Genomic DNA, 22,246 nt, shown 5'->3' with positions numbered 1-22,246 from the left:
ATATACCTTTTTTCAAACAATATTTTATTATTACTCGATTCATTAATGACCATCACTACTAAAATCATGTTCAAAAGCATTGCGAGATAGATATTGCATAAACTTTTGTAATAAATCATCTGAGTAAGGAGAACGATAGTTACACTCTCTTTTTATATCAAATTCAAGTATTTTAGTCCTATTGTTATATGACTTACTATTATCAATTTCTAAATCCCTAAATGAACTTGAGTTAAAAATCAATTTTTTTAATTCATCTTTTTTTGAAGTTCTTAATTTATTATACACTAAAATACCATTGGTATAGTTATCGAAAAACTTATGAATATTTTTATATCTTTTTTTCCACGATTCAGGTATTATAATCGATTGAGGTATTTTTTCTGAAATTTTAATTTTAGAAACTCCATCAATATTAAATACACACAAATCTAAAATACTTAAATCTATTGTTTTAAATGTTGAAAACTGAGCTATTTTGACAATTCCATTAATTCCATTCTTATCTTCAATTCTCTCACATATAGCGCGTTGAGCAAATGACATATCTAAATAATCTTGGCTAGTTTTTTTGACCAGTTCCACTAAAAAACCAGTGTTGTAACCTCGTGCTCTACTGCCATCTTTTCTTAAAGTTAAATTACATGGTTGTGTTAATAAAATATATTCAACATCCTTAATTTTAAATATATCTCCATTAGTTAATGGATAGTGGATGGTATTTATAATTTTTCCTTGAGAATAAATTTCTTTTTCCCTTATATCCTTAATCTGTGATTTATCAAATGGAGTTTGCCCACCAGTTTTAATATTTTCAATTTCTCTAATACTACTGATGATTGTATAAATTTCTTCTCTTGTTCTTTTTGATGAAAAAGTATTCAAAGCTTTATTCTTTGTAATTATATTTGACAATCTAAACAAAGTATCAACTTCCCAAACCCCCTCATTCTTTGAAGATTTTTGTATCGCATGATTAAATGATTCAGGGGTTAACGAACTTATTTCTTTTAACGACTCATCAAAAGATTTTCTTAGTATATCAAATGATCTCTTTTTAAATTCTTCAACTTTATCAATTAATAAAGCATTTCTAATGCCCTCAGCCAATGCAGGTAAATGCACATCATTTAAAAAACGCCTCTTAGAAATTGTATAGAACTGAGATTTCTTTAAGTCATGTGAAACACAATACTCATTTCTTTTGTCATTCTCATCAACAACATCGAAGAGATGAGAAAAAATACCACAAAAAATAAAATCATTAACTTTATCATCAAGTAAAATTTCTTGTGCCAAGTCCAACCCGTTTCTTTGATCTGCTAAAGGCGACTTTCCAAAGTCAATATCAAATAATATTAATAATTTATTGTTATCATTAACAGTAGCTAATAAAGCATCTTTTTGTTCAACCCATTGATTGGGAGATAATAATTCAATTCTCTTTTTTAAATGTTTTTTTAAACTTAAAGGAGCTAATGAATTTTCTAGGTCTTCGGAAGTTTCTTCGTTTTTAAGTATTTCAATATAGAACATTCTTTTCTCTTCATCTCCTTTTGAATCCCATAATTCACTAATCTTTTTTTCGAATGCTCCGTCTGGAAACTTCCATAAGTCATTAAGAAAATCAATATTTGGTGTTGTAGCCTTTAAGGTGACTACTTTTCCAATGAAATCCGCTTTTAGCTCATTGATTGAGCATTTATCATCAACATAAATAATTTTACTTATTTTAAGTTTTGTGAGAAAATTACTTATAGCAGAAGTAGCCTGATTCACTATTATACTATCATTAGCAACTTGAACTTCTTGAGGAATTATGATATGCTCGTTTCCTGATGCCGTTATTATAATTTTATTTTCCATATCTACTCAACAATATTTGATAAGTTAATAGCAAAAATATATTTCCTGTTTAATTCATTTTTTTCAGGTTCTAATATAATTGAACATCCTGAAGAGTCTAATAATTGCTGAACGATAAATAAGCCTAATCCTCTTCCTCTTCCTTTTGGCTTAGTAGTAACAAAAGGTTCAAAAAGTTGATTTTCAACAGCAGGAGCGATTCCATAACCATTATCGGATATATATATCCATGGCTTCTCTATTCTAATTTGTATTTGAGCTTTAAAATTCTTATCATTTAATTTCTTTTCAATAAGCCAAAACTCAGAATTATTCAAAAGATTATCAATTATTTGAATGATTTTTCCTTTGTTTATCTTAATAAAAAAATCATTTAGAGTTATTATTGAAAAATCGATATTATTTTTATTAAATCTGTTTAGATAATATTCTTTTTCCTCTTCAAATAATTTTGACACAGATAAGATACTTTTTTTCTCCTTATTATATTTTAAAGCAGGATCAAGATGTTTCAATTGAATTTTTAAACCATTAACAGTTGAATTAATGTATTCCATTAAGACATTTATATCAGAAGCTGTTAAGTTTTTACTTCTTAGCTTACTTGAATAAAATGCTGATTTTTCACTTAATCTATCTGCAATTGATGCAAATTCATGACTTACAGATTCTGTTGTTAGACCTAAACTCGCTAACTCAGAAAAATTTTCTAGCTGATTTTCTAGTAGTTCTATTTTAGGCTCTAAAATATCAATAACTTGATTTAAATTTTCAGTTTTTTTGATGACCTCATCTAACTTATTTTGAGTTGATTGTATTTTCAGCAGTTCATTTAATAGCTCACCTACTTTTAATGCAGTTTCCTTTTCTAATTCTGTGCTAAAAAGAGGGTTTTCCTGTATTTCTTTTGCCGTGTTTTTTAATTGTGGAATTAATTTTGAAACTGTGTCTTTACTTTCAATAAATTCCTTTCTAATATCCTCACCTCTAGCTTTTGTAATTTTTAATTCATTAAAAGCCTGAGTGACCGTTTTAATACCACTATTTTCTACTTTATAAGTAGATAAGAAATCATTATAAGCTCTTCTTATAAATTCTTGATATCTATTTATCTCATCTCTAATAAAAAATGATAGCACAAAAAAGTTTCTAGAATATTCATTAGAAATAAAGCCTTTTCGGTCAGTTTGGTCTTTTAAGTTAAGATTCTCTCCTTCATCAATAGCAAAATAACCAATTACATTTACTGGTCTTAGTTGATAATATGATTGCCCCGTTGTTTGTGCATCTCCTAATCGTAACCAATCCTCTTTATCAATTCCAAATGGGATTACAGCAAAACCATTTCTAAAGATTTTTATACCAGCTTGATTTTGCGCAAATTCTCTATATCCAGCAAGTTTGCCAAATATATTTATTACTCGTTCATCACTTGAAAGCCAGTTGTCGTAAGTAAATTCGTCTATTTTACCTTCAAAACTTCCAGGATTAGCTTTTTCACCATTTAATATTTCTATATTAGGGATGTCATTAGTAAACGAAAAATTTCTACTAAATTCAATAAAAAAATTATCTTCCTTTGATTTTTTTATAAAGTTGTATTTTTTATTATCTTTTAAATAATTAAAAAATTTGTTACCGTTATCGACTACTAAAAAATCTATGTAATCGTCTTTCTTGTTTCCAATAAATTTTTCAAGCTTTGTTTTTCCACTAATTATCAAATTATCTCCAGTAAAAACGAACTCGAATCTAGAAAGGGCTAGATCTTGTAGATCTTTTTGAGCCCCTATCAAATCAATATTTTGATTATTTACAGATATGAAAACTTCAAAAGGCTTATTCTCTTCATATGGAGAAATTATCTGCGCTAATTTACCTTTAAATGCCTCTAAATTTTGACCCTGCCATACTTGAGGTTGATTAATATCTGTTAAAATTAGTTTAGTGCCTCTTTTAGAACTCGTATAAGACTCTTTAATCACCTTTACACTACTTAATCTCTCAACCTCATCAAAATCACGCCAATCGAACGCTATATGTGTACCGCTACCTTTTTCTGTACTTGTAAATATCTCGCAAATATTTGCCAATCGTTGAGTACTAAGTCTCCCTAAACCTTTTTCACCTAATGGAGTTCTCCCTTGTTTGGATTTGACCTTCAGATTGTTAACTCCTCTTTTTTGAGAATACGATATTGTTAACCATGATTTTAATATTGTCTGTTCATCCATTCCACAGCCATCATCTTCAATAACTATAAAACCCTTATGATCAGAATAAATTAAATTTTCTTTTGTGTATTGACCTGAAGTATTTATCTCAATTGATACATAACTCGCATCAGCATCATAAGAATTTTTAATAATTTCTAAAAGAGCAGTAATTTCATCAGAAACTAATTGTTCCCCTAATTGTTTTACAATATGAGGGGTTACGTCAAAATGATATTTATTTTCTTCCATTAAAAAGTTTTCTTAAAAATTAGAATCTTTTCTTTATTCATTGTTTCTGAAAAGTTATTTCTCCCAGGCATTCTTTTACTTAAAATATCTCTTGTTAGATCTGAGATTAAAAGAATGCCTTTACTTTCTAACAATTCTGTCAAAATCTTATCATTTTTTACTTCTAGATTATTAACACTTCTATTACCAATTGTCCAAACCTGATATGAATCAATATCCATTTTTTCTAATATATTATCAATTGTTATATCTAAGTCGTTAACAAAACTTAAAACTTTTCTAGCTTTAATCTTTTGATCTGGGAAAATTAGTGAGTCAAAATATTTTTTTAAAGTTTCTGACTTAGAAAATAATCTATCTTCTAATTCTTGAAATGAAATTACATTTTTTCCACCTAAGCTATTCGTGTCAATCTCATTAATTACTTTTAAATAATCCATGGTTATTGATTCATCAATTTCAACTACGGGAATCCATTGTAATGGCAGGTAAGAGAATTGACCATATGTAACAGTTGTGTGATTATCACCATAAGGTGGGGAAGTCAATAATAATTGAAACTTTTTATCAGTCTTTATTTGTTCCTTAGAATTACCCCATTTCACCTCTGCGGATTTTATATAAGCACCATTTTTAAGTAATTTATTTTTAAGTAATGACTCTCTAAAATCATAAATATCAATTATGCTTTTTTCAGAAATATTTAGAAAAGTATTTATAGGGGATATCTTTCTATTTTGAATATCTTCTTCTGTTCTTTTATGTAACTTAAAAGTTGACGTCCTGTCATTACTGCAGTTTCTAATGACCTCAGCAAGAGCTACCCAGAAAAATTTTCTTACAACAATATTTTCTTCAGATAGAATAGCTCTTCGCAACTTTGATAACTCTATTTGTACTTCAATCTTAAACCATTTATTTATATTATTAAAATTTACGTCAACTGAATCATTTCTATCGGCTCTAGATAAATTAATAATCCTTTTTAAACAATCTTCTAGATTGAGATCATTATAATCAGCCGTTTTTACCTGACTTATTAATAATGATAAAGGATTAATATCCTGCCCATAAATATTAAACCCATATTTCATCCCTGTGACCAAACTATTCGCCGCACCCATAAAAGGATCTATAAGTGATGAATCTACAGGTAAAAAACTTATAACCGCCTTAATAATTGACTCTTGAACGGAGGGAACCATCATCGCTGGATAATTAAGTAACTTTCTAGCAAGTTCTCTTTTATCATGTTTTCCACCATTCAGAATTTCTTTATCAATTGCAGTTAAAGTTTCCTCAATAGAATTTTGAATTATCATTTTAATTTAATTAAACACTAATTATTGCCAAAAATAGTTAACTTTTAGAGACTTTATGAATTTATTATCCTTATATATACATTAATGTATATCATATAAACATCCTGAATTTATAGATTTATTATTTCTCAAAAGAATCCCTTTTTAAATTAATCATCATAATATAACTATCAATTATTGATACAATTAAATGTATTCTTTTTATTTCTAGCAAAAATCTTGTAAATTATTTATTTTTTAATCTACTACCTTTTCCATATACTATTAAAGGTTTCCAGTTATTAGGTATTTTAGAAATTTGAAACTCCATTTCTAATTGATCTTGTGTCATGTATGAATTTGTCATATATATTACGGCATAAAATAATCTCCAATCAGCAGATCCTTCATAAGCTAAAAACATCTTCAAATATTTCTCCACAAAATTTTTTAGCTTCACTCTCAGAATCGACAAATTTGTATTCAATCGCAACTTTTAATGTCCTGATTCCAAAGTCAGGCTTATATGTTTTAGCTATTTTAGGAATAGGAATTTCCCTGACTGTATCAGGGAATATATGAATCAAATAATTATACAAACATTTTTGAACGATACTCTCGTTTTTTGGCTCAACATTATTATCAAGTAAAATTTTAGGTGTACCTTTTAATATCCTTTCAAGTATAATTAATTCCTTTTCTATCTTTTCAGTCTCTGTAACATTTAATACACTTACTATGGATTCAAAGTATTGTGTTAGGAGACTTATTCGAGGCGAATAAAAAATATCTGCATACGAATAATAATCAATTAATTTTGATAGTTCAGCATCTTTTAAATCGTTTTTAAATTCTTGCCTTAAATAATCCAGTTTTAAGAAATCAATTGCAAAAATAATTTTCAGTTCAATAGATTTTATCTGAAATTTTAACAAATCTAAATCATGCTTCTCTTCTTCTTCATTAAAAAATAAAAAAGGCTCTTTTAAACCCCCAAAGCTTTTCTCCCAACGTAAATCATGAATTCTATTAACACACTTGGTTGCGATGTCAAAATCAGCATCAATGTTTTTTTTAAACTCTGTAAAATTAAATTCCATGAGATCTTAAAATTATCAAAGATTATGTGTTCTTAAATGATTCAAGTTAAATTCTCTTTCGCTTTGTAAACACTCGATTCTTAGCCTCAATTCAGCATCATCGTATCCTCTGCCTAAAGACATTGCTAGATTTGCAATAAGACTATCTCCATAACCATGTTTTTTTGCATAAAAATCTGCCGAAAGTTCATTATTTAATCGGATTTCTCTATTCAATTCATTAAAATTTATGATTCTTCCTTGAATAGCTTGCATCGGTGTAATCAAAGTTCCAAATTCATTTAAAATATGTCCCATTTCATGAAGAATGATCGAAATAACGTCCATATTATTACATAAGTCCTCGTTTATAACTATCAAGTGTATATTTCTCCCTTCTAAGCGTAATGACTGAGTTATTGCAGAGGTATTATTAATTGCTGAGCTTATTCTTCCATCTAATCTGCCTAGAGTATCTCGAAGAGTGACAACATAAATATCATCAGCAATAACTTCAATGTGATTTTCAAAATTAATTGCGTTAATAGTTTGAATATAATTTGCAAAGTTAATACTGGAGTCTGTATCATCGTAAAGGTATTGCATAGTTTATCATTATTTAGAATTATAGAAATTTCTTTATCAAATTATATATTATCCCAAATGTAAGGAAACTTCTTAGTTTTTACATTAAATATGAATGAGATAACATTTTTAAATTAAATAAAAGCTAAGTTCCAATGTTTAGAATTCTAATTGCTAAGTTAACTTAAGACCATTTGGGTAATAAATTACATAAACAATCTGTCATATAACTTTTATGAACCATTTAAAATAGATAGGGTAAAGTTTTGATCTTTCATTATGAAAGGAATCTATAGAGATCTATTTATATGTTTATGTATTACTTTCAACAGTAAGTAAATATAAAAAAAAAACACTTCGATTAGAAGTGGTTTTTTGTGTGAAGACTAAAGAGGTTTTGACTTGTTACTTTGATTGGTCATTAAATAGTTTCTTAGTTTGTTTTTGGGTTAAATACATTCCTAATGAAATTACATTATTTTTTGACACTGCTATATACAATGATTTTGTCCCCATCGATTTTTTAAAACTTGCATGTACAGCTGTTCCTTCTTTAGTTTGAAAGATAAACCCTTCATTCTCTTCGTATTCATCTTTGCTAAAACGGTTTTTAACCTCGCCATAGAAAGAATCAATTTCTTCAGGAGTCAATATAAATTGAGCTTGAACATCTAAAATTCGATATTTAGCATCTTGAAATGTAAAAGAAGTGAAACTGTCATACCAATTGGCTTCAATCAGAGTAGCTCCCATAATTGAGACTTTTGTAATCATTTTTGGTTGGAATGTTTTATTATCAATGATTTGAGCATTAATTAATGTAGAGGATAATAATGTAATTAATAGTAGTAATGATTTTTTCATTTCCTTGTTTTTAAATTATTTAAATTGAATTATTTGCAGGTTTTATATTCTATGCAATAAGATTGTTGACATATATGTTTACCTGAGGGATAAATATATAAACTATTATTGACAATTATGTCAAAAGAGTCAATAAATATCGATTTTTACGTTAAACAATTCGGAGTCAACTTAAAGAGAATTAGAGAATCGAAAAACATGACTCAGTTAGATTTAGCAACTGCAATGAATGAGTTGAGTTCTAAGCCATTTATTGATAAAACGACCATTTCGAGAATTGAAAATGGACGGACTAATATAACTCTAACTACTTCCATTAAACTTTCTTTGGCACTTGGCATAGATTTAAAAATACTCTATGAGTTTGGATTATAGTATTTAAGCTGTGAAATTATTTGATATATAGTCATTAATCATCATTTCTAAATCATCATTACTAATAGGATGTCTTAAGGGGAGTTTTTCATTAATATATCTCTCATTTAATGGTTTTCTAGCTTCCCAGCCAAGTTTAATTGGATTAGGTTTATCAAGGTAGTATACCGACCATCCGTAAATATCTATTGCAACATCTTCTTTATCAACTATGACAGAATTTATAACATCTTTAATCTCATTTTTAAATAGTTCTAGGTCTTCGTTAAAATGTTTAATGTCTGTCTTTAGCGCATTTTCAGAACTTAGTATAGATTCTTTCAATTTTTTATTGATGTGATTATATTGTTCAATTTTTACGCTTGTTTCGGATTTAGTTTCATTGTATTCCTCTTTGGTTAATTCCAAATCAATATAAAGATCTCTTGCTCTCCTCAACCTATTCTCAAGTCTTTCAATTTCTTTATTGTTTAAATCGATTTTGACTTTATTCGATGAGATTTGTAATTTGAAGTTTTCACGAACTTTTTCGTCTTTTGTTTTTTCTGCATGTCTTTCAACAATTCTGCGTATCATTCTAAATAACCAAGGTCTATTAATTGAATTTTTACATTTTTCGTCCTTGCAGATAAAACAATCGATTCTTCCTTGAGGAATAACTTTTTGATGCATTACATTACCACATGCACATTTGATTTTGCCTTGAACGATATTGGGGTTTACGTTTGTTCTGCTTGCAAATTTATTTCTGTTGTTAATGGAATCATTTGCCTTTTGCCATAATTCTTTTGATACAATTGCGGGAACAGAAAGTTCTAAATCAATATATTTTCTTTCTCCCTTGTGAAAGCTGTTTCTTATTATGCCACTTAAAGTGCCAATAGCGATTTTCCAACCAAATTCTGATTCAATTAATGCAGAAATATTACGCATTCCAAGGTCTTTTGAAGCAAGTTCAAATATCTTTTCAATCATTGGCGCTTCTGCTTCGTTAATCATAGGAGTTCCATCTTCACCCTTCTTATAGCCAATAATTTTTCCACCAAAGGCTAAGTTTTTTCTAGCTCGTGACATTTTTCCTGAACTTATTCTCGATCCTAATATTCTTGTTTCATTTGAAGACATTACTCCCAGTAAAGAAATCATCATTTCAGATGCGAAAGATCTTTTACCATTATCGTCAAGAGTTGATATATTTAGATCTTTAATGTGAATATTAATTCCTTTTTGTATGTATTCCTCTACAACATTTTGAATATCATTGTTTTTTCTCCCAAGCCTAGAAATTTCCAATACTAAAATATTTTGAACGCCTTCATTCATTTGGAGATATTTTTTCATCTCATTAAAACCTACTCTTTCATCAGTTTTTGTTTTGGTGGCACTGATTTTATCCTCAAATATTTTTACTAACGCTAAATTCTTTTTAGAAGCAAATTCTTTAATGTCTTCATATTGTCTTTCTAATGATTGCTCTTGTGTACTTACTCTGAGATATGCGACTGCTTCCATTATGATATTTTTTTTGTGTAAAAATATAAAAAATCAAATGAACTATATATTATTAATGATAATTAAAGTTTCAAGAACAATCGCCGATTTAGATTATTCCGAAAATATTGTTTCGTCTCATATTGCCGAAGCTATTCAATATAGAAGTTTGGATAGAGAAGGATGGCTTGGATAGAATTGTTGTATGTAAAATGTGAAATGACAAGTTTTACATTTCACATTTTACAAAAAAATATTATTCCTTGTTTTTAGGATAAAAGAATTTGAAAGAATTAAAAACTGCTGTATGCAGAATTGAACCATGATTTTCTTCTGGGAAATAATCGAAGTAAGTTTTTACATTTTTGCTTTTAGATCCTTTTAGTTTTTCTGCCAGTAAATTAGCATCAACTTCCATAACATGCGGAATTGCTGTTGGAGCCAATCCTTCTTTTCCAACAGCAACATAAATTTCGGTTGGCTGTTTAAAATTTTCTTTCAGCATTTCAGAATCCAAATCTAACAAAGAACCATTATTCCACCATAAGCTCGGACTTATAATAACGTATTTATTAAAAAGAGTTGGTTTTTTAAGCAGGATTTCAGTTCCTAACAACCCGCCAAGAGATTGGCCAATAATGGTTTTAGAATCATTTGTTTTGTATTTTTTTTCAATAAAAGGCTGTAATTCTTTTTCGATAAAAGCAATAAACTGATCAGAATGTCCTGTTGTAGGAAAACGGGTTTTATCATTTTCAACAGTAGTAGGAAAAGTAAAATCGCGTCTTCTGTCAACAGTTGCAATTCCTACAACAATTGATTTTGGAACCTGATTAATCCATTCAAAACTATTAAACTGAACTAATCCAGAAATATGAATAAAATCTTCATCGGCAGAACCGTCCAATAAATAAATTACAGGGTATTTTGTTGCTTCAACAGGATTATAGCCTTCGGGAAGATAAATATTGAGAATTCTTTTTTCGTTTAATTCTTTTGATTGAATTTCGTCAATTACGCCAAGTACAAAAGGCTTTGAAGTTTCTATGGTTTTTGTTTTATTCTTTTGGCTGAATGCTAAAGTCGAAGAAAAAAGTAAAAAGGCCAAGGCAAAAAATTTGTTCATTGATAGTAAAGTAAAAATGTTTATGTAAAACGAAAATACAATTTTAATATCAGTAAATTCTTCTTTTGTTTTGGCCTTTTATATGTAATTGGAGAATTATTTTGCTTTTTCTGCAAAAATAGCATCCAAACCTTCCATAGCAATGGTAAAACCTTCTTTGAATCCCATTTGAATAATCATTTCTAGATCGGATAATTTTTCGTGCTTGATTACGACATCAACAAAAGTAGAACCATCTTTTTCAGAGAAAGTAACGTCCCAGTCAGAACGCGGAAATTCTTCGTTTAAGTTGCCTTCGCTATCGCAAAAAGCATCTAGCCATTTTACGTTTGTCTTCGGATTTATTGAAGTATAATCGGCAATAGCCCAATGTTCTTCACCTTCAGGGCCAACCATTGCATACAATCGTCGTCCGCCTTCTTCAAAATTCATGCTTTTTGTTCGTGATTTCCACGGAGCTGGCGCCCACCACAAATCTAGAATTTGAGGTTCTGTCCAAGCCGACCATACTTGCGGCAATGAAGCATTAAATTCACGTTTTACATTTACAGTTTTATTTTCTTTGTCTACAGTAAAATTCATTAAAAGATTTGATTTCATTTTCTTTAGATTTTAAGTTGTAAATCGTTAATTAGATTGGTTTATTTTTCTGCTAAGATTTTGTCCAAACCTTGCATTGCCGAAGTAAAACCTTCTCTAAAGCCCATTTCAATTATTTTTTGCAATTCTTCAAAACTGTCACGTCTAATGGCGATGTCAACAATTGTAGAACCGTTTTGTTCAGAAAAAGTGATATCCCAATACGAACTAGCAAATTCTGAATTCGGATTTCCTTCTGCATCAGAAAAAGTAGCAGAATGTTTAAAGTTAGTTTTCGGAGAAATAGAAGAATACTCAAAATAACTCCAACGTTCTGTACCGTCTGGACCAACCATGGCATATAATCTTTTTCCGCCTTCTTTAAACTCCATTGTTTTGGTTTTAGATACAAAAGGAGCCGGCGCCCACCATAAATCTAAAATTTCAGGTTCTGTCCAAGCCGACCATACTTGCGGCAATGAAGCATTAAATTCACGTTTTACATTTACAGTTTTATTTTCCTTGTCTACAGAAAAATTCATTAATAAATCAGTTTTCATTTTCTTTAGCTTTTAAGTTTAGTAATACTTGATCCAATTGGCTAAAACGCTGTTCCCAAATTGCTTTAAACTGCTCTAGCCATTCATCAACTTCTTTCATTTTTTCAATTTTGAGCTGATAATAAATTTCTCTACCCAATTTTTTTTCTTCCAATAAATCACATTCATTTAGTATTTTAATGTGTTTAGAAACCGCCTGTCTTGTAGTTTGAAACTGCTCTGCAATAGCATTTGGTGTTAATGCAGTAGAAGAAATCAAAACTAATATTGCTCTTCTTGTTGGATCGGCAATAGCTTGAAAAATATCTCTTTTCATTTTTCTGAATATAAATTCGCAACTAATCAGTTGCAAATATATGCAACTTTTTGGTTGCACAATTAAAAAATATGATTTTTTTTTTCAATGAAAGAACCTAAACAAAAAAAGACGCATCAAAAATGCGTCTTTTTCTTTATACTCGTGTTATATAATTATCGTCTAATTTTATTCTTTACAATGATGTCTTTTAGCTTGGCTTTCAGGTCTTCACCTGTATCATAAACCATTTGTTCGTTATTCGGAAACGGAACGGCACGTTTGTCAAAATACGACAGATAATTATCTTCACAAGCACCTCTATTTCCTTTATAAGTAGAGTAAATATTTTCGAAAACATATTCGCCGCTTATCGGGAAAGTCTGAACCAGCTGATTGCTTTTTAAGTCTACATAATCTACTTTTGCCGTTACCAGACAAGATTTAAACTGTCTGAATTCGTAAACTGTTGCGCGAAGTGTTTTATAATTATCCACTTTAATTTCTTTACCTAAACTATCTTTTACTGGTCTTCCGCGGCTGTCTAAAAGTGTTTTTACGCCATCTTTAACTTGTCTTTCTTTCACAAACTCTTTCTCTTTGATTTGTTCTGGAGAAATTGCAATCTGTCTGAAACTAAGAATCAAGCTATAATCGTACGACACATTTTTTTGTCTTGCGCTATGATAAACCGTCCATTTATCATTCAATCCGTAAGTTTTAAAATCTAACAAATCGTCTTGAAGCATTTTCGGGATTACCATATTGGTTTCGTTTTTAGCGTAAACATCCACAAAATCAGTTCCTTTAAACTGAGCGTCATCCATCAGTTTTTTAGTGTTTTTATAACCAGGATTAATGCTTTCCAAATAAGCAAAATCGTCGTATGCTTTTCTAAAATCTAATTTATTATTCGATTTCAAAAGCGTAGAAGCGTTTTCATATAAATATTTAGAAAGTGCATTTTTACTGTTTACAATCTCATTCGAATAATTATCAAACGGAAAATTTGCATTTCGTCCCAATTTCAATAAAGGCAAAGGCAAAATCGGCCTGATTTTTTCCTGACGATTATTGAGCTGTATATAAGTGTTGTAGATACGCTCGGCATTTGCAGGATTATTTTCTTTATTAAGCATTTCCAAATTACGCAAATCGCGATCTTTGGCTTTTGCAAAAGCTTCCTCAAGCAAATAAACATAATCTTGTTTTCCTTTAGAATCTTTTTTGGTGCGAAGCGCCTCAACAGCGCGATCAATTGCGCCGTCGTAATTTCCATCGCTAAGCATTGATTGTGTTGTTTTTACCCCACAAGAAGAAAGGGCTAAAAACAATATAGAAACTAGAAAAGTAATTTTTTGCATAGTGTGTTTTTTGAAGTTGCAAATATATTTTATTTAACTTTCAACAACTATGCCTTTTTCTAATTTATTTAAGGAGCAGAAATGCTGTTTTCAAAATAAACATCTGTCCCGATGCATGCTATCTCTTCCATCGGGATTAGATTAGATGTTTTGATCTTTATAAGGAATAAGAAAATAAATGCTAATTTATTCGCTTACCTTTTTATACTCAAAAGTACCAACTTGCGTATTGGTTATAACACGTTTTTGACTGTCAAAAGAGTTTATAGTAAACTCAACCGGCAGGATAACAGAAATAATAGTCAAGTGCGAATTGTCATCAGATAATTTCCATTTGGCTTTGTGTGATTCTTCTCCAATAACGCTTTCGAAATCGCCATTTTCTTTAAAAACCTGAAAAATCTGATCTGTTTTAAAACGCTCTTGAATATTTTTTTCTTTTCCGTTTTTAGTCCATTTTACCAATTGCCATTTTCCAATAAGTTCTTTAGAAGTTTGGGCAGATGTAGATAATGCAAGTAAAAATGCGATGCAAAAAAATAATTTACTCATTTTTAGTTTTTTAGAATTGATGAATAAATTTAAGTATTTTCTATTTCAAGAATAAAAAACTAACGTTAAGTTTAATTATTTTAATCTTCCCATGTTTCGATTAAGTTATCATTCCATAATTTCTGAGCAAACTCCTTAAAGACTTTTTGACCTTTTTTAAAGTTTTCATCAAACTTGAATTCGCCACCTTCAAATTGCTTTTCGCCATTATCTGCAACTCCTATTTGAACCTTATTCTCGCCGCGCATTGCATATTTTGTGTTTCCTTCGTACATAATAATTTTCATCTCAGACGGACTAACATCTCCGTGGCAAACGGTTTTATACATAAGCCAGACTTCAACAATTCCGTTGTTGTTTAAATCTGTAACTTGAAATGTGTCTTTAACAAACGAAGCAACAAGATCGACAGGACAATCTGAAATGAAATCGTAAACTCGCCAAGTTTGCTTAGCTTGATTTCCTGAAATGATATAATGGTAGGCAAATAATTCGGCATCAGAACCATCTGTTTCGTGTACAAACTTTTTATTGATGTGGTAACCTGTTTCAGTAGTAATTACAATATTATCTCCTGATTTATCTTTCCAACGAACCGCATTTTTAATATGACCTTCATATTTTATTGATTTAGGAAATTGAGTTGAATCGATTTTTTCAACAGTTAAAACAAAAGATTCTTCTGTTGATTTCTCAGTTGGCGCAGAAGTTGTAATTTCCTCTTTTTTATCTGATTTACAACTTGAAAAAAGAACGATAGCTAATAAAAAGATTGTAATTTTTTTCATGAAACGCATTTATACAATTTAATAGTTGAGTTGTTTTTTTATTTAAAGAAAAATTAATCTATCAGCATACCGCTTTCTTCGTCAAATACTTTTCGTTCTTCTTCACTCATTCGGTCTCTTAAAACACGAATGGTGTAGCCTCCATATAGTTTGCCGTTTATAAGATACATCCAGTCACTAATTTTAGAAGTTTCAATATCGATTTTGTCGCCTGCTTTATATTCTGTAATGTATTCGGGATCACTGTTTAAAATTCCAGAATAATTTCCGTCTATATACTTAATTTCCCCAATCCACATATGTTCTATGCCTTTTGAATTAGAAAACTTAACTTTTAAAGAATGGCTATCGGCATTAAAATTAGACAATCCTTTATTGAATTCATCTAGAGTTTCATTTGCTTCCAAAATTGCAAGCATTCATTTCCGGATCTTCACTTTCTACGTTGTAAATTGTTGGTTCGCCTTCTCTTTCTATTTTATTAGAATCTTTGCAACTTGCTAAACAAAAAAGACTTGTTAGTATTAAAATATAGCTTTTCATTATTATGCTACTGTTTGATTTTTAGTTTGTTATTTGTTTTTTTATTAAGACGATCTGTCCTAAATGATAATAGCTATGTTCAATCATAGCTTCGATATTTCTTTTATAAGTTCCGTATTTGGCATCTACAAAAACATCATCGAGTTTTTTATCGGGCATTTGTTCTATTAGTGAAGCAAATTCTTCGGCATCATTCCAGAATCTATTTAAAAAAACATTCCATTGTTCTTGCGAATGAATTGGCGGAAAATCAAAACTAAATTTGTCTTTTATATCCAAAGTTCCACCTTTAAAAACCTCATTAAGTCCCTTAATGTAATAATGAATATGCTGAGCCAGAACTGCAATTGTATTTAAGTTCTTTATGGAACTAACCGCAATTTTCCAATCTAGATTCTCGAGCTGATCTTTAAAATTGGTGTTTGCAATCCAAGTTCCGTTTAAAATGACTTCTCTAAAACGATTGGCAATTTCGGTTGTACTTTTCATATTCAAAATAGTTTAGAAGTTAAATTACGATTAATTTATTCTTGCTGAATCCATTCGTATTTTCCATTTTTAAGATAAATAACGCCGCCTCCGCAACTTTCTTCGGCGTGAATAAAGATTCCGTCGTTTGGAAGTTTTATTTTGTCTTCTTCTGCAACTTGTTCTTCGCCAATGATTTCTCCGTCTTCATTTACATTTTCAAAATAAACCTCATTTTTGGGCGCTTTTTCAAATATTCCAATCCAATCAATTTCGTCAAAACCTTGATTTAAAATATCATTTCCAAAACCTAAATAATCAGTTCTTTTTCCGTTTCCGTAAGTGATTTTAAGACCGCTTTTTTGGTTTTTTGTACTTCTAAAAATTTCTACAGTTTCATCTAAATTATCTCCGTCAAGATCACATAAGATTTTGTTGATTTTATGTTTTGTAGATAACACAATCGTATCTGCTTTTTGTGTTTCTGGTTCTTTCTTTTCAGTTATCTCCAAAGAATCTTTTGGATTAATTTTAGAAGTTTCTGTTTTTACTTCTTTTTTACAAGAAATAGTAAGTACAGACAAAAGGAGTAGAGTTCTAATTTTCATATTAGGCTTAGATAAATTTTAAAGCGCTAATATAAAAAATTACGTACGAAAATGTATCGCTTTAAGAATTATTGAATGTTATGCTATTAAATCATTTTATGAATTGCCTCCAGCTTTAGCTGGAGATACGGGAATTGATATAAAAAAAGGCTTTAGCCAAAAAAGCGATTTGGCTAAAGCCCTATTGAAAGACTTTTTAGTAACCTCCAGCTAAAGCTGGAGGCAATTAAAATATATTATTTAGATTTTCTGATTTTCAGCTGATATACAATTTCCCAAAAAATAATTGAGAAAACAGCATTAGCAAAAATGGCCGTTTTAACCTGATACGGATCGTAATTTACAAGCAGATGCAAATTGGTAAACTGTAAGGCCAAAAACATAGCCAAAGCCGCAATTCCGACAGCACAAAGTACATTAAGCAGAGGTTTCCATTTTAGGGCTGTAAAAGCATAAATAAGATTCAGAATACCAAAGCCAACTCCTAAAGTTACAAAACCATCACATTTAAATTTCTCATTTAATTCAAGAAAAAAATGCGTAGAAGTAAGGTATAAAAAGAAAAGAATAGAATAAATTAGGATTCGTACTTGTGGTTTCATTTTGTATTATTTAATATGATAATTTTTTAGATACGAAGATACTATTTAATGTCTTAAAATGTCGTTAAGATAATTCTGTACCTATTTCCAAAAATTCTTTACAGTGTTAAAATGCTCTTCATTATCTTCTGCGTCAGTGTATACATATAAATTATCCCAATAAATAACACCTCCAATTTTAACGAAAATTTTATAATATCCTGTAGTAAGGGTTTTTATATCAAGTTTAGGATTACTTGTAGACAATTCGTTTAAAGAAAGTTTAGAACTTGATATAATAGATTGTTCGCTATATAAGTCGCTGTTTAAAATAGTGCTGAAATCAACACTTTGATAAATTTTTTCGGGAGTTGCAGGAACTAACCATATTGCTGTAATATTTTCTTGTGCTGAAATGTAAAGATTGTTGTTGTTGCGTGCAGGATTTGGGAAAATTAAAAATTTGTTTTTTACAAAAGTATTTGGGTTACCGAGTTTTAATCCCGTATCGTCTGTAGTTTGTCTAAAATCAACTCCTGTTACAAGACTTATAGAAGTCTTATCGGTTTGAGGCGTTTTATCATCATTGTCTGCAACTTATCGCTAAAAGAGATATAAGAATAAAAAGTATTTTTTTCATGTTTAATTTATTTCGAATGTTTTGAAAAACGTAAAATAGCGCTGATTAGGATTTTACGGCAAAAGTGTTTCTATTTTGGTTTCCGATTTTTCTTTTAGCGGACTATCTGCCTTCAAACTCCAAATGATAAGAAATTTTCCTTTTACAACATATTCTTCTGGATGTTCGTCTGTTGGTTCGCCAGCTTTTCCCCACAATAAACCTTGCAGAAAACGATCGCCTTTAAAAACGTGGTCAAATTCAAAATACATAATAGAGCCTTTGTCACCTTTGTTTTTAAAACTTTGAATGGCTTTACTTTTTACAGTTCCAACAATATTGCTGTAGGTTTCAATATCAGTATAAAAATTACAAGCCTGAGGTGACACACAAATATTACCGTCGTTTGGTGTATAGCCTTTTGGAATTTCTTTTGGTTTTAGTTTTAAATCAGCAAGAGTTTGGCTGAATAAATTTGTTGTGAATAGTAGGAATAGTGTTGATAGTAGAATTGTAGGTTTCATTGATTTTGGGGCTTAAAATTTTGATTTTTATAATGTTATAATTTGTTGTCTAAATACATTAAAATGAGAATACATGTAGAAAAAAGAAATATTTGAAATGCAACATTACTAATTCTATATAACATTCTGCTTCTTTTGGTTTCTTGTAGCCATTCAGTTGTATATTCTTCATTTTTTTTATCAAAAATTCGATCATTAAAATATTTAAAAACAAAAGAGAGAGCAAGAAAAGCGATAAAAACAAATGTCTCACTAATTTTTAAATTAGGTAGAAAAATTTTCTTAAGAATTAGTGAAATTAAAAATATTAATAATGATTCGTGTATTGAAATCGAAGTGGTGGCCTGCCAACTGTTTATTGATCTTGTGTTGATATAAAAGAATCTTCGATAAATTTTTTTAATGTCCAAGAGTTGTTTTTTTATTTAGTGAATTTGATTTTGCAATTCTAGCTAACTTCTAAAAACATTAATCGTTTTTGATAAAATTAAATACAATTGAAAGGCAGTTATAGAGACCGTAATAAGTGTGAGATAAGCAGAAGAATTAATAAGTTTATTGTTTTCTATCTGTAATTGTTTTGTAATATTTATTCTTCTGTTATTTAAGGTTTTTAAAAAATGCATTAATACGATTGACCAGCTAAACATTAAAAGGATAAAAAAGGCAAAGCCATTTGGCATTCCTTCGATGTTTAGTAAAGTATAAATTTTGGTAAAAACTATTGCAATTACAAAATAGACTAATGCGTACAAAAGTATTTTTTTAACCCATTTTCAGGTTTTAGAAAATAAAAAATGGAGCAATTTAGTAGGACAATAAAAAGAGCAAGAAGAAGATATGACATTTTGTTTCTGGGCTTAAAAAAAGCACAAAGTAAATCTCTGTGCTTTTGTAAAATTTATATTTCTAAGGAATTATTTTCCTTTTAGTAATTTTTCTAAATATTCTACTTTGTCTTTTTCAGCCTGAACCAAACGTTCGTAAAGTTCTACAACTTTATCAAGTGGATTGAAAGTGCAAGAATTGTTAGTGTTTCCACTTCCTTGTGCTCCGTTATTTGCACTATTGTCATAAAAGTTATTAAAGAAATTAAAAACTGATTCTTCAGAAAAATTTTCAATCACCTCTTTAGTTACGCCTAAAGCTTTTGCAATTTCAACAAGTTTATCTTCATCAACAGTTTCACTTGCCTCAATGTTAGAAACAGTTTGCTGGCTTAAACCAATTGCAATTGCAAGCGCTTCCTGCTTCATACCTTTAAGCTCTCTGATTCGGCTTATGTTTCTGCCGATATGTTTTGGTTTTGATGTCGTGCTCATAATTTCAAAGGTATTTAAAATTTTTGATTTTATTGAAGAGTAAATATATGATTTTTCTGAGGTGAATTGTTGTTTAAAGTTTTAGTTTTTAAGTTACGATTATCCACAATCTTGTCATTTCGACGTAAGGAGAAATCTTCACAAGTAGCTCCGCAAAGAAAACCAAATTGCTCAAAAAGTAACCACAATATTTGTCATTTCGACGTAAGGAGAAATCTTCGTAAGTAGCTCCGCAAAGATTGGAGACGTTATTCAAATAAATAATTAAGAAAATCCAAATCAGGATTAATAGTTTTTATCAGCTCGATTTTCTTTTCTCTGCGCCAATCTTTTATTTCTTTTTCACGAGCAATTGCTTCTTGAATCCAAGTAAATTTTTCGTAGTACAACAAATAAGTAGTATTGTATTTTGCGGTAAAAGTTTTGTTTCCCGTTGTATTGTGTTCTTTGTGCTGACTTAAGCGGATTTTTAAATTATTTGTGACTCCTGTGTAGAAAACGGTTTTGTATTTGTTTGTAAGAATGTATGTGTAGTATGTGTGATAGCCTTCTTGTTGATGCATTTTTTTTTCGGCTAAAGATAAATAATTATTTAAGATTTTTCTTTCTTTTTGTGATAGGTTTTTATATGCTTGGTGGAGTTTCTTGCGAAGATTTCTCCTTACGTCGAAATGACAAACTTGGTGGTTTCGTTATGTGTGTTTTGACTTTTTTTGTAGAGCTACTTGCGAAGATTTCTCCTTACGTCGAAATGACAAATATTGTGATTACTTTGCGTGGGCTTCGACTTCGCTCAGCCTGACAAGACGTTTGCAAAATAATCTAAAATCTAAGCTCAAAAATCTGAAATAAAAAAATCCCGCCTCAATTAAGAAACGGGACTAAAGTGATATTCTCTTTTTTTCTATTGTTAAACCGTAGCGACAATTTCTTGTGGTAACGGAATTTGATTTTTAAGTAAATCTTCAAATGTTTCAGCTTGGCGAATCAAGATTCCCTGGCCGTTCATCCAAAGAACTTCGGCTGGTTTGTATCTTGAGTTGTAGTTTGAAGACATTGAGAAACAGTATGCTCCTGCATTTCTGAACTCTAAAATGTCACCTTCTGTGATTTCAGCAATTCTGCGGTTGTTTGCAAAAGTATCGGTTTCGCAAATGTATCCTACAACAGAGTAAAAACGCTCTTTTCCTTTTGGGTTCGAGATGTTCTCAATGTGGTGTGAAGATCCGTAAAACATTGGACGAATTAAGTGGTTGAAACCACTATCGATTCCTGCAAAAACTGTTGAAGTTGTTTGTTTTACTACGTTTACTTTTACTAAGAAATGACCTGCTTCAGATACAAGAAATTTTCCTGGTTCGAAAATCAAAGTTAAATCTCTGCCGTATTCAGTACAGAAAGCATTGAATCTTTTAGATAATTTTTTACCTAATTCTTCGATGTCTGTTTCGATATCGTCTTTTTTGTAAGGAACTTTGAATCCGCTTCCGAAATCTAAGAATTGTAAATCTTTGAAATGTTTAGCTGTATCAAACAGGATTTCAGCAAGCATACAAGAATACTTCGATATCTAAAATATCAGATCCTGTGTGCATGTGAATACCTACGATGCTCATTTTTGTGTTTTCGACAATTCGCAAAATGTGCGGAATCTGGTGAACAGAAATTCCGAATTTACTATCGATATGTCCAACAGAAATGTTAGCGTTTCCGCCCGCCATTACGTGTGGATTGATACGAATACATACCGGAATATGTGGATGTTTTGTTCCGAATTGCTCCAGAATAGATAAATTGTCAATATTGATTTGTACACCCATTGCGGCAACTTCTTCGATTTCTTCTAGAGAAACTCCGTTTGGTGTAAAGAAAATTCTTTCGGGTTCATAGCCAGCATGAAGTCCTAATAAAACTTCCTGAATTGATACAGTGTCTAAACCAGACCCCATGTTCTTTAATAACTGTAGAATCGCAACGTTTGACAATGCCTTCATGGCGTAATTAACTCTTAAGTTTTCTACCTTAGAGAAAGCTTTAGTTAATCTGTTGTACTGAGATTGGATTTTTTCAGCATCGTAAACATACAATGGACTTCCAAATTGGTCTGCTAACTGCAGTAAATCTTTTGCTTGCATTTTTAAATCATTTTGGGCAAAGTTATTACACTTTTATCTATCAGCAAATAATTTGTAGAAAAATAACAAATTATAACAAATTGTTTTATTTTAAACAAAAAGTTGCTGTTTTTGGAATTTTATAACCTTTTTTTAAGATGCTAAGGTTCTAAGTTG

The 22,246-nt window shown here is 30.0% G+C and carries 24 protein-coding genes and 2 pseudogenes; 2 read left to right on the top strand and 24 right to left on the bottom strand.

From position 1 onward, the window contains the following. Window positions 1-42 precede the first annotated feature (42 nt). The 6 genes from P5P87_RS10220 to P5P87_RS10195 all read right to left on the bottom strand — a co-directional run bounded on the left by P5P87_RS10220 (window position 43) and on the right by P5P87_RS10195 (window position 8,160). A complete protein-coding gene (locus tag P5P87_RS10220; RefSeq protein WP_278022464.1) occupies window positions 43-1,866 on the bottom strand; it encodes a hypothetical protein in 1,824 nt (607 codons plus the stop codon). Between the two features lie 2 nt (window positions 1,867-1,868). Beyond that, a complete protein-coding gene (locus P5P87_RS10215) occupies window positions 1,869-4,331 on the bottom strand; it encodes a sensor histidine kinase (protein WP_278022463.1) in 2,463 nt (820 codons plus the stop codon). Beyond that, complete coding sequence (locus P5P87_RS10210) at window positions 4,331-5,653, bottom strand: TRM11 family methyltransferase (RefSeq protein WP_278022462.1); 1,323 nt, start codon at window positions 5,651-5,653, stop codon at window positions 4,331-4,333. Before P5P87_RS10210 ends, P5P87_RS10215 begins: the two co-directional genes overlap by 1 nt. 386 nt (window positions 5,654-6,039) lie before the next feature. Continuing rightward, window positions 6,040-6,732, bottom strand: a complete 693-nt coding sequence (locus tag P5P87_RS10205; protein WP_278022461.1) for a PD-(D/E)XK nuclease domain-containing protein — start codon at window positions 6,730-6,732, stop codon at window positions 6,040-6,042. 15 nt (window positions 6,733-6,747) lie between these two features. After that, complete coding sequence (locus P5P87_RS10200; RefSeq protein WP_278022460.1) at window positions 6,748-7,317, bottom strand: zinc-binding metallopeptidase; 570 nt, start codon at window positions 7,315-7,317, stop codon at window positions 6,748-6,750. A 384-nt stretch (window positions 7,318-7,701) separates the two neighbouring features. Then, window positions 7,702-8,160 (bottom strand): hypothetical protein, encoded by a 459-nt coding sequence (locus P5P87_RS10195; protein WP_278022459.1) that lies wholly within the window; start codon window positions 8,158-8,160, stop codon window positions 7,702-7,704. Between the two features lie 117 nt (window positions 8,161-8,277). Here P5P87_RS10195 and P5P87_RS10190 point away from each other — a divergent pair, with 117 nt between their 5' ends. Continuing rightward, entirely contained in the window at window positions 8,278-8,535 is a 258-nt protein-coding gene (locus tag P5P87_RS10190; protein WP_278022458.1) for a helix-turn-helix domain-containing protein, read from the top strand. 3 nt (window positions 8,536-8,538) lie between these two features. Here P5P87_RS10190 and P5P87_RS10185 read toward each other — a convergent pair whose 3' ends face one another. Next, window positions 8,539-10,047: a recombinase family protein gene (locus P5P87_RS10185; RefSeq protein WP_278022457.1), complete on the bottom strand. Its 1,509-nt coding sequence runs from the start codon at window positions 10,045-10,047 to the stop codon at window positions 8,539-8,541. A 58-nt stretch (window positions 10,048-10,105) separates the two neighbouring features. Here P5P87_RS10185 and P5P87_RS10180 point away from each other — a divergent pair. Continuing rightward, window positions 10,106-10,222, top strand: a pseudogene (locus P5P87_RS10180) (magnesium chelatase subunit ChlI family protein); the annotation flags it as partial. A gap of 60 nt (window positions 10,223-10,282) precedes the next feature. Here the strand turns inward: P5P87_RS10180 and P5P87_RS10175 are convergent. The 17 genes and pseudogenes from P5P87_RS10175 to lysA all read right to left on the bottom strand — a co-directional run bounded on the left by P5P87_RS10175 (window position 10,283) and on the right by lysA (window position 22,090). Continuing rightward, window positions 10,283-11,152, bottom strand: a complete 870-nt coding sequence (locus tag P5P87_RS10175; protein ID WP_278022455.1) for an alpha/beta hydrolase — start codon at window positions 11,150-11,152, stop codon at window positions 10,283-10,285. 96 nt (window positions 11,153-11,248) lie between these two features. Beyond that, window positions 11,249-11,752 (bottom strand): SRPBCC family protein, encoded by a 504-nt coding sequence (locus P5P87_RS10170; protein WP_278022454.1) that lies wholly within the window; start codon window positions 11,750-11,752, stop codon window positions 11,249-11,251. Window positions 11,753-11,793: 41 nt separating this feature from the next. Then, the gene (locus tag P5P87_RS10165; protein ID WP_278022453.1) at window positions 11,794-12,291 is read right to left on the bottom strand and encodes an SRPBCC family protein; all 498 of its coding nucleotides are present in this window, start codon (window positions 12,289-12,291) and stop codon (window positions 11,794-11,796) included. Beyond that, window positions 12,281-12,607: an ArsR/SmtB family transcription factor gene (locus P5P87_RS10160; protein ID WP_198856796.1), complete on the bottom strand. Its 327-nt coding sequence runs from the start codon at window positions 12,605-12,607 to the stop codon at window positions 12,281-12,283. Before P5P87_RS10160 ends, P5P87_RS10165 begins: the two co-directional genes overlap by 11 nt. A 155-nt stretch (window positions 12,608-12,762) precedes the next feature. Beyond that, window positions 12,763-13,950: a hypothetical protein gene (locus tag P5P87_RS10155; protein ID WP_278022452.1), complete on the bottom strand. Its 1,188-nt coding sequence runs from the start codon at window positions 13,948-13,950 to the stop codon at window positions 12,763-12,765. 186 nt (window positions 13,951-14,136) lie between these two features. After that, window positions 14,137-14,502: a hypothetical protein gene (locus tag P5P87_RS10150; protein WP_278022451.1), complete on the bottom strand. Its 366-nt coding sequence runs from the start codon at window positions 14,500-14,502 to the stop codon at window positions 14,137-14,139. Between the two features lie 80 nt (window positions 14,503-14,582). Then, a complete protein-coding gene (locus P5P87_RS10145; protein ID WP_278022450.1) occupies window positions 14,583-15,290 on the bottom strand; it encodes a M949_RS01915 family surface polysaccharide biosynthesis protein in 708 nt (235 codons plus the stop codon). A gap of 53 nt (window positions 15,291-15,343) precedes the next feature. After that, window positions 15,344-15,709, bottom strand: a complete 366-nt coding sequence (locus P5P87_RS10140; RefSeq protein WP_278022449.1) for a YegJ family protein — start codon at window positions 15,707-15,709, stop codon at window positions 15,344-15,346. Then, window positions 15,684-15,833, bottom strand: coding sequence for a hypothetical protein (locus P5P87_RS10135; protein WP_278022448.1), 150 nt, complete (start codon window positions 15,831-15,833; stop codon window positions 15,684-15,686). The genes P5P87_RS10140 and P5P87_RS10135 overlap by 26 nt, the downstream gene beginning before the upstream one ends. Window positions 15,834-15,854: 21 nt before the next feature. Continuing rightward, window positions 15,855-16,322 (bottom strand): DUF1572 domain-containing protein, encoded by a 468-nt coding sequence (locus P5P87_RS10130; protein WP_278022447.1) that lies wholly within the window; start codon window positions 16,320-16,322, stop codon window positions 15,855-15,857. Window positions 16,323-16,357: 35 nt separating this feature from the next. Further along, window positions 16,358-16,909, bottom strand: coding sequence for a hypothetical protein (locus tag P5P87_RS10125; protein WP_278022446.1), 552 nt, complete (start codon window positions 16,907-16,909; stop codon window positions 16,358-16,360). 236 nt (window positions 16,910-17,145) lie between these two features. Then, window positions 17,146-17,511, bottom strand: coding sequence for a hypothetical protein (locus tag P5P87_RS10120; protein WP_278022445.1), 366 nt, complete (start codon window positions 17,509-17,511; stop codon window positions 17,146-17,148). A gap of 672 nt (window positions 17,512-18,183) precedes the next feature. After that, entirely contained in the window at window positions 18,184-18,633 is a 450-nt protein-coding gene (locus P5P87_RS10115; RefSeq protein ID WP_278022444.1) for a hypothetical protein, read from the bottom strand. 452 nt (window positions 18,634-19,085) lie between these two features. Beyond that, window positions 19,086-19,388: a hypothetical protein gene (locus tag P5P87_RS10110; RefSeq protein WP_278022443.1), complete on the bottom strand. Its 303-nt coding sequence runs from the start codon at window positions 19,386-19,388 to the stop codon at window positions 19,086-19,088. 162 nt (window positions 19,389-19,550) lie between these two features. Beyond that, window positions 19,551-19,955, bottom strand: a complete 405-nt coding sequence (locus P5P87_RS10105) for a helix-turn-helix domain-containing protein (RefSeq protein ID WP_008462113.1) — start codon at window positions 19,953-19,955, stop codon at window positions 19,551-19,553. Window positions 19,956-20,203: 248 nt separating this feature from the next. After that, the gene (locus P5P87_RS10100) at window positions 20,204-20,518 is read right to left on the bottom strand and encodes a GIY-YIG nuclease family protein (RefSeq protein ID WP_278022442.1); all 315 of its coding nucleotides are present in this window, start codon (window positions 20,516-20,518) and stop codon (window positions 20,204-20,206) included. Window positions 20,519-20,865: 347 nt separating this feature from the next. Beyond that, window positions 20,866-22,090 (bottom strand): annotated as a pseudogene (gene lysA / locus P5P87_RS10095) (diaminopimelate decarboxylase). Window positions 22,091-22,246 lie beyond the last annotated feature (156 nt).

It is taken from the genome of Flavobacterium ginsengisoli (genome assembly GCF_029625315.1).
Lineage (GTDB): Bacteria > Bacteroidota > Bacteroidia > Flavobacteriales > Flavobacteriaceae > Flavobacterium > Flavobacterium ginsengisoli.
This window is presented reverse-complemented; position numbering and strand designations above follow the sequence as displayed.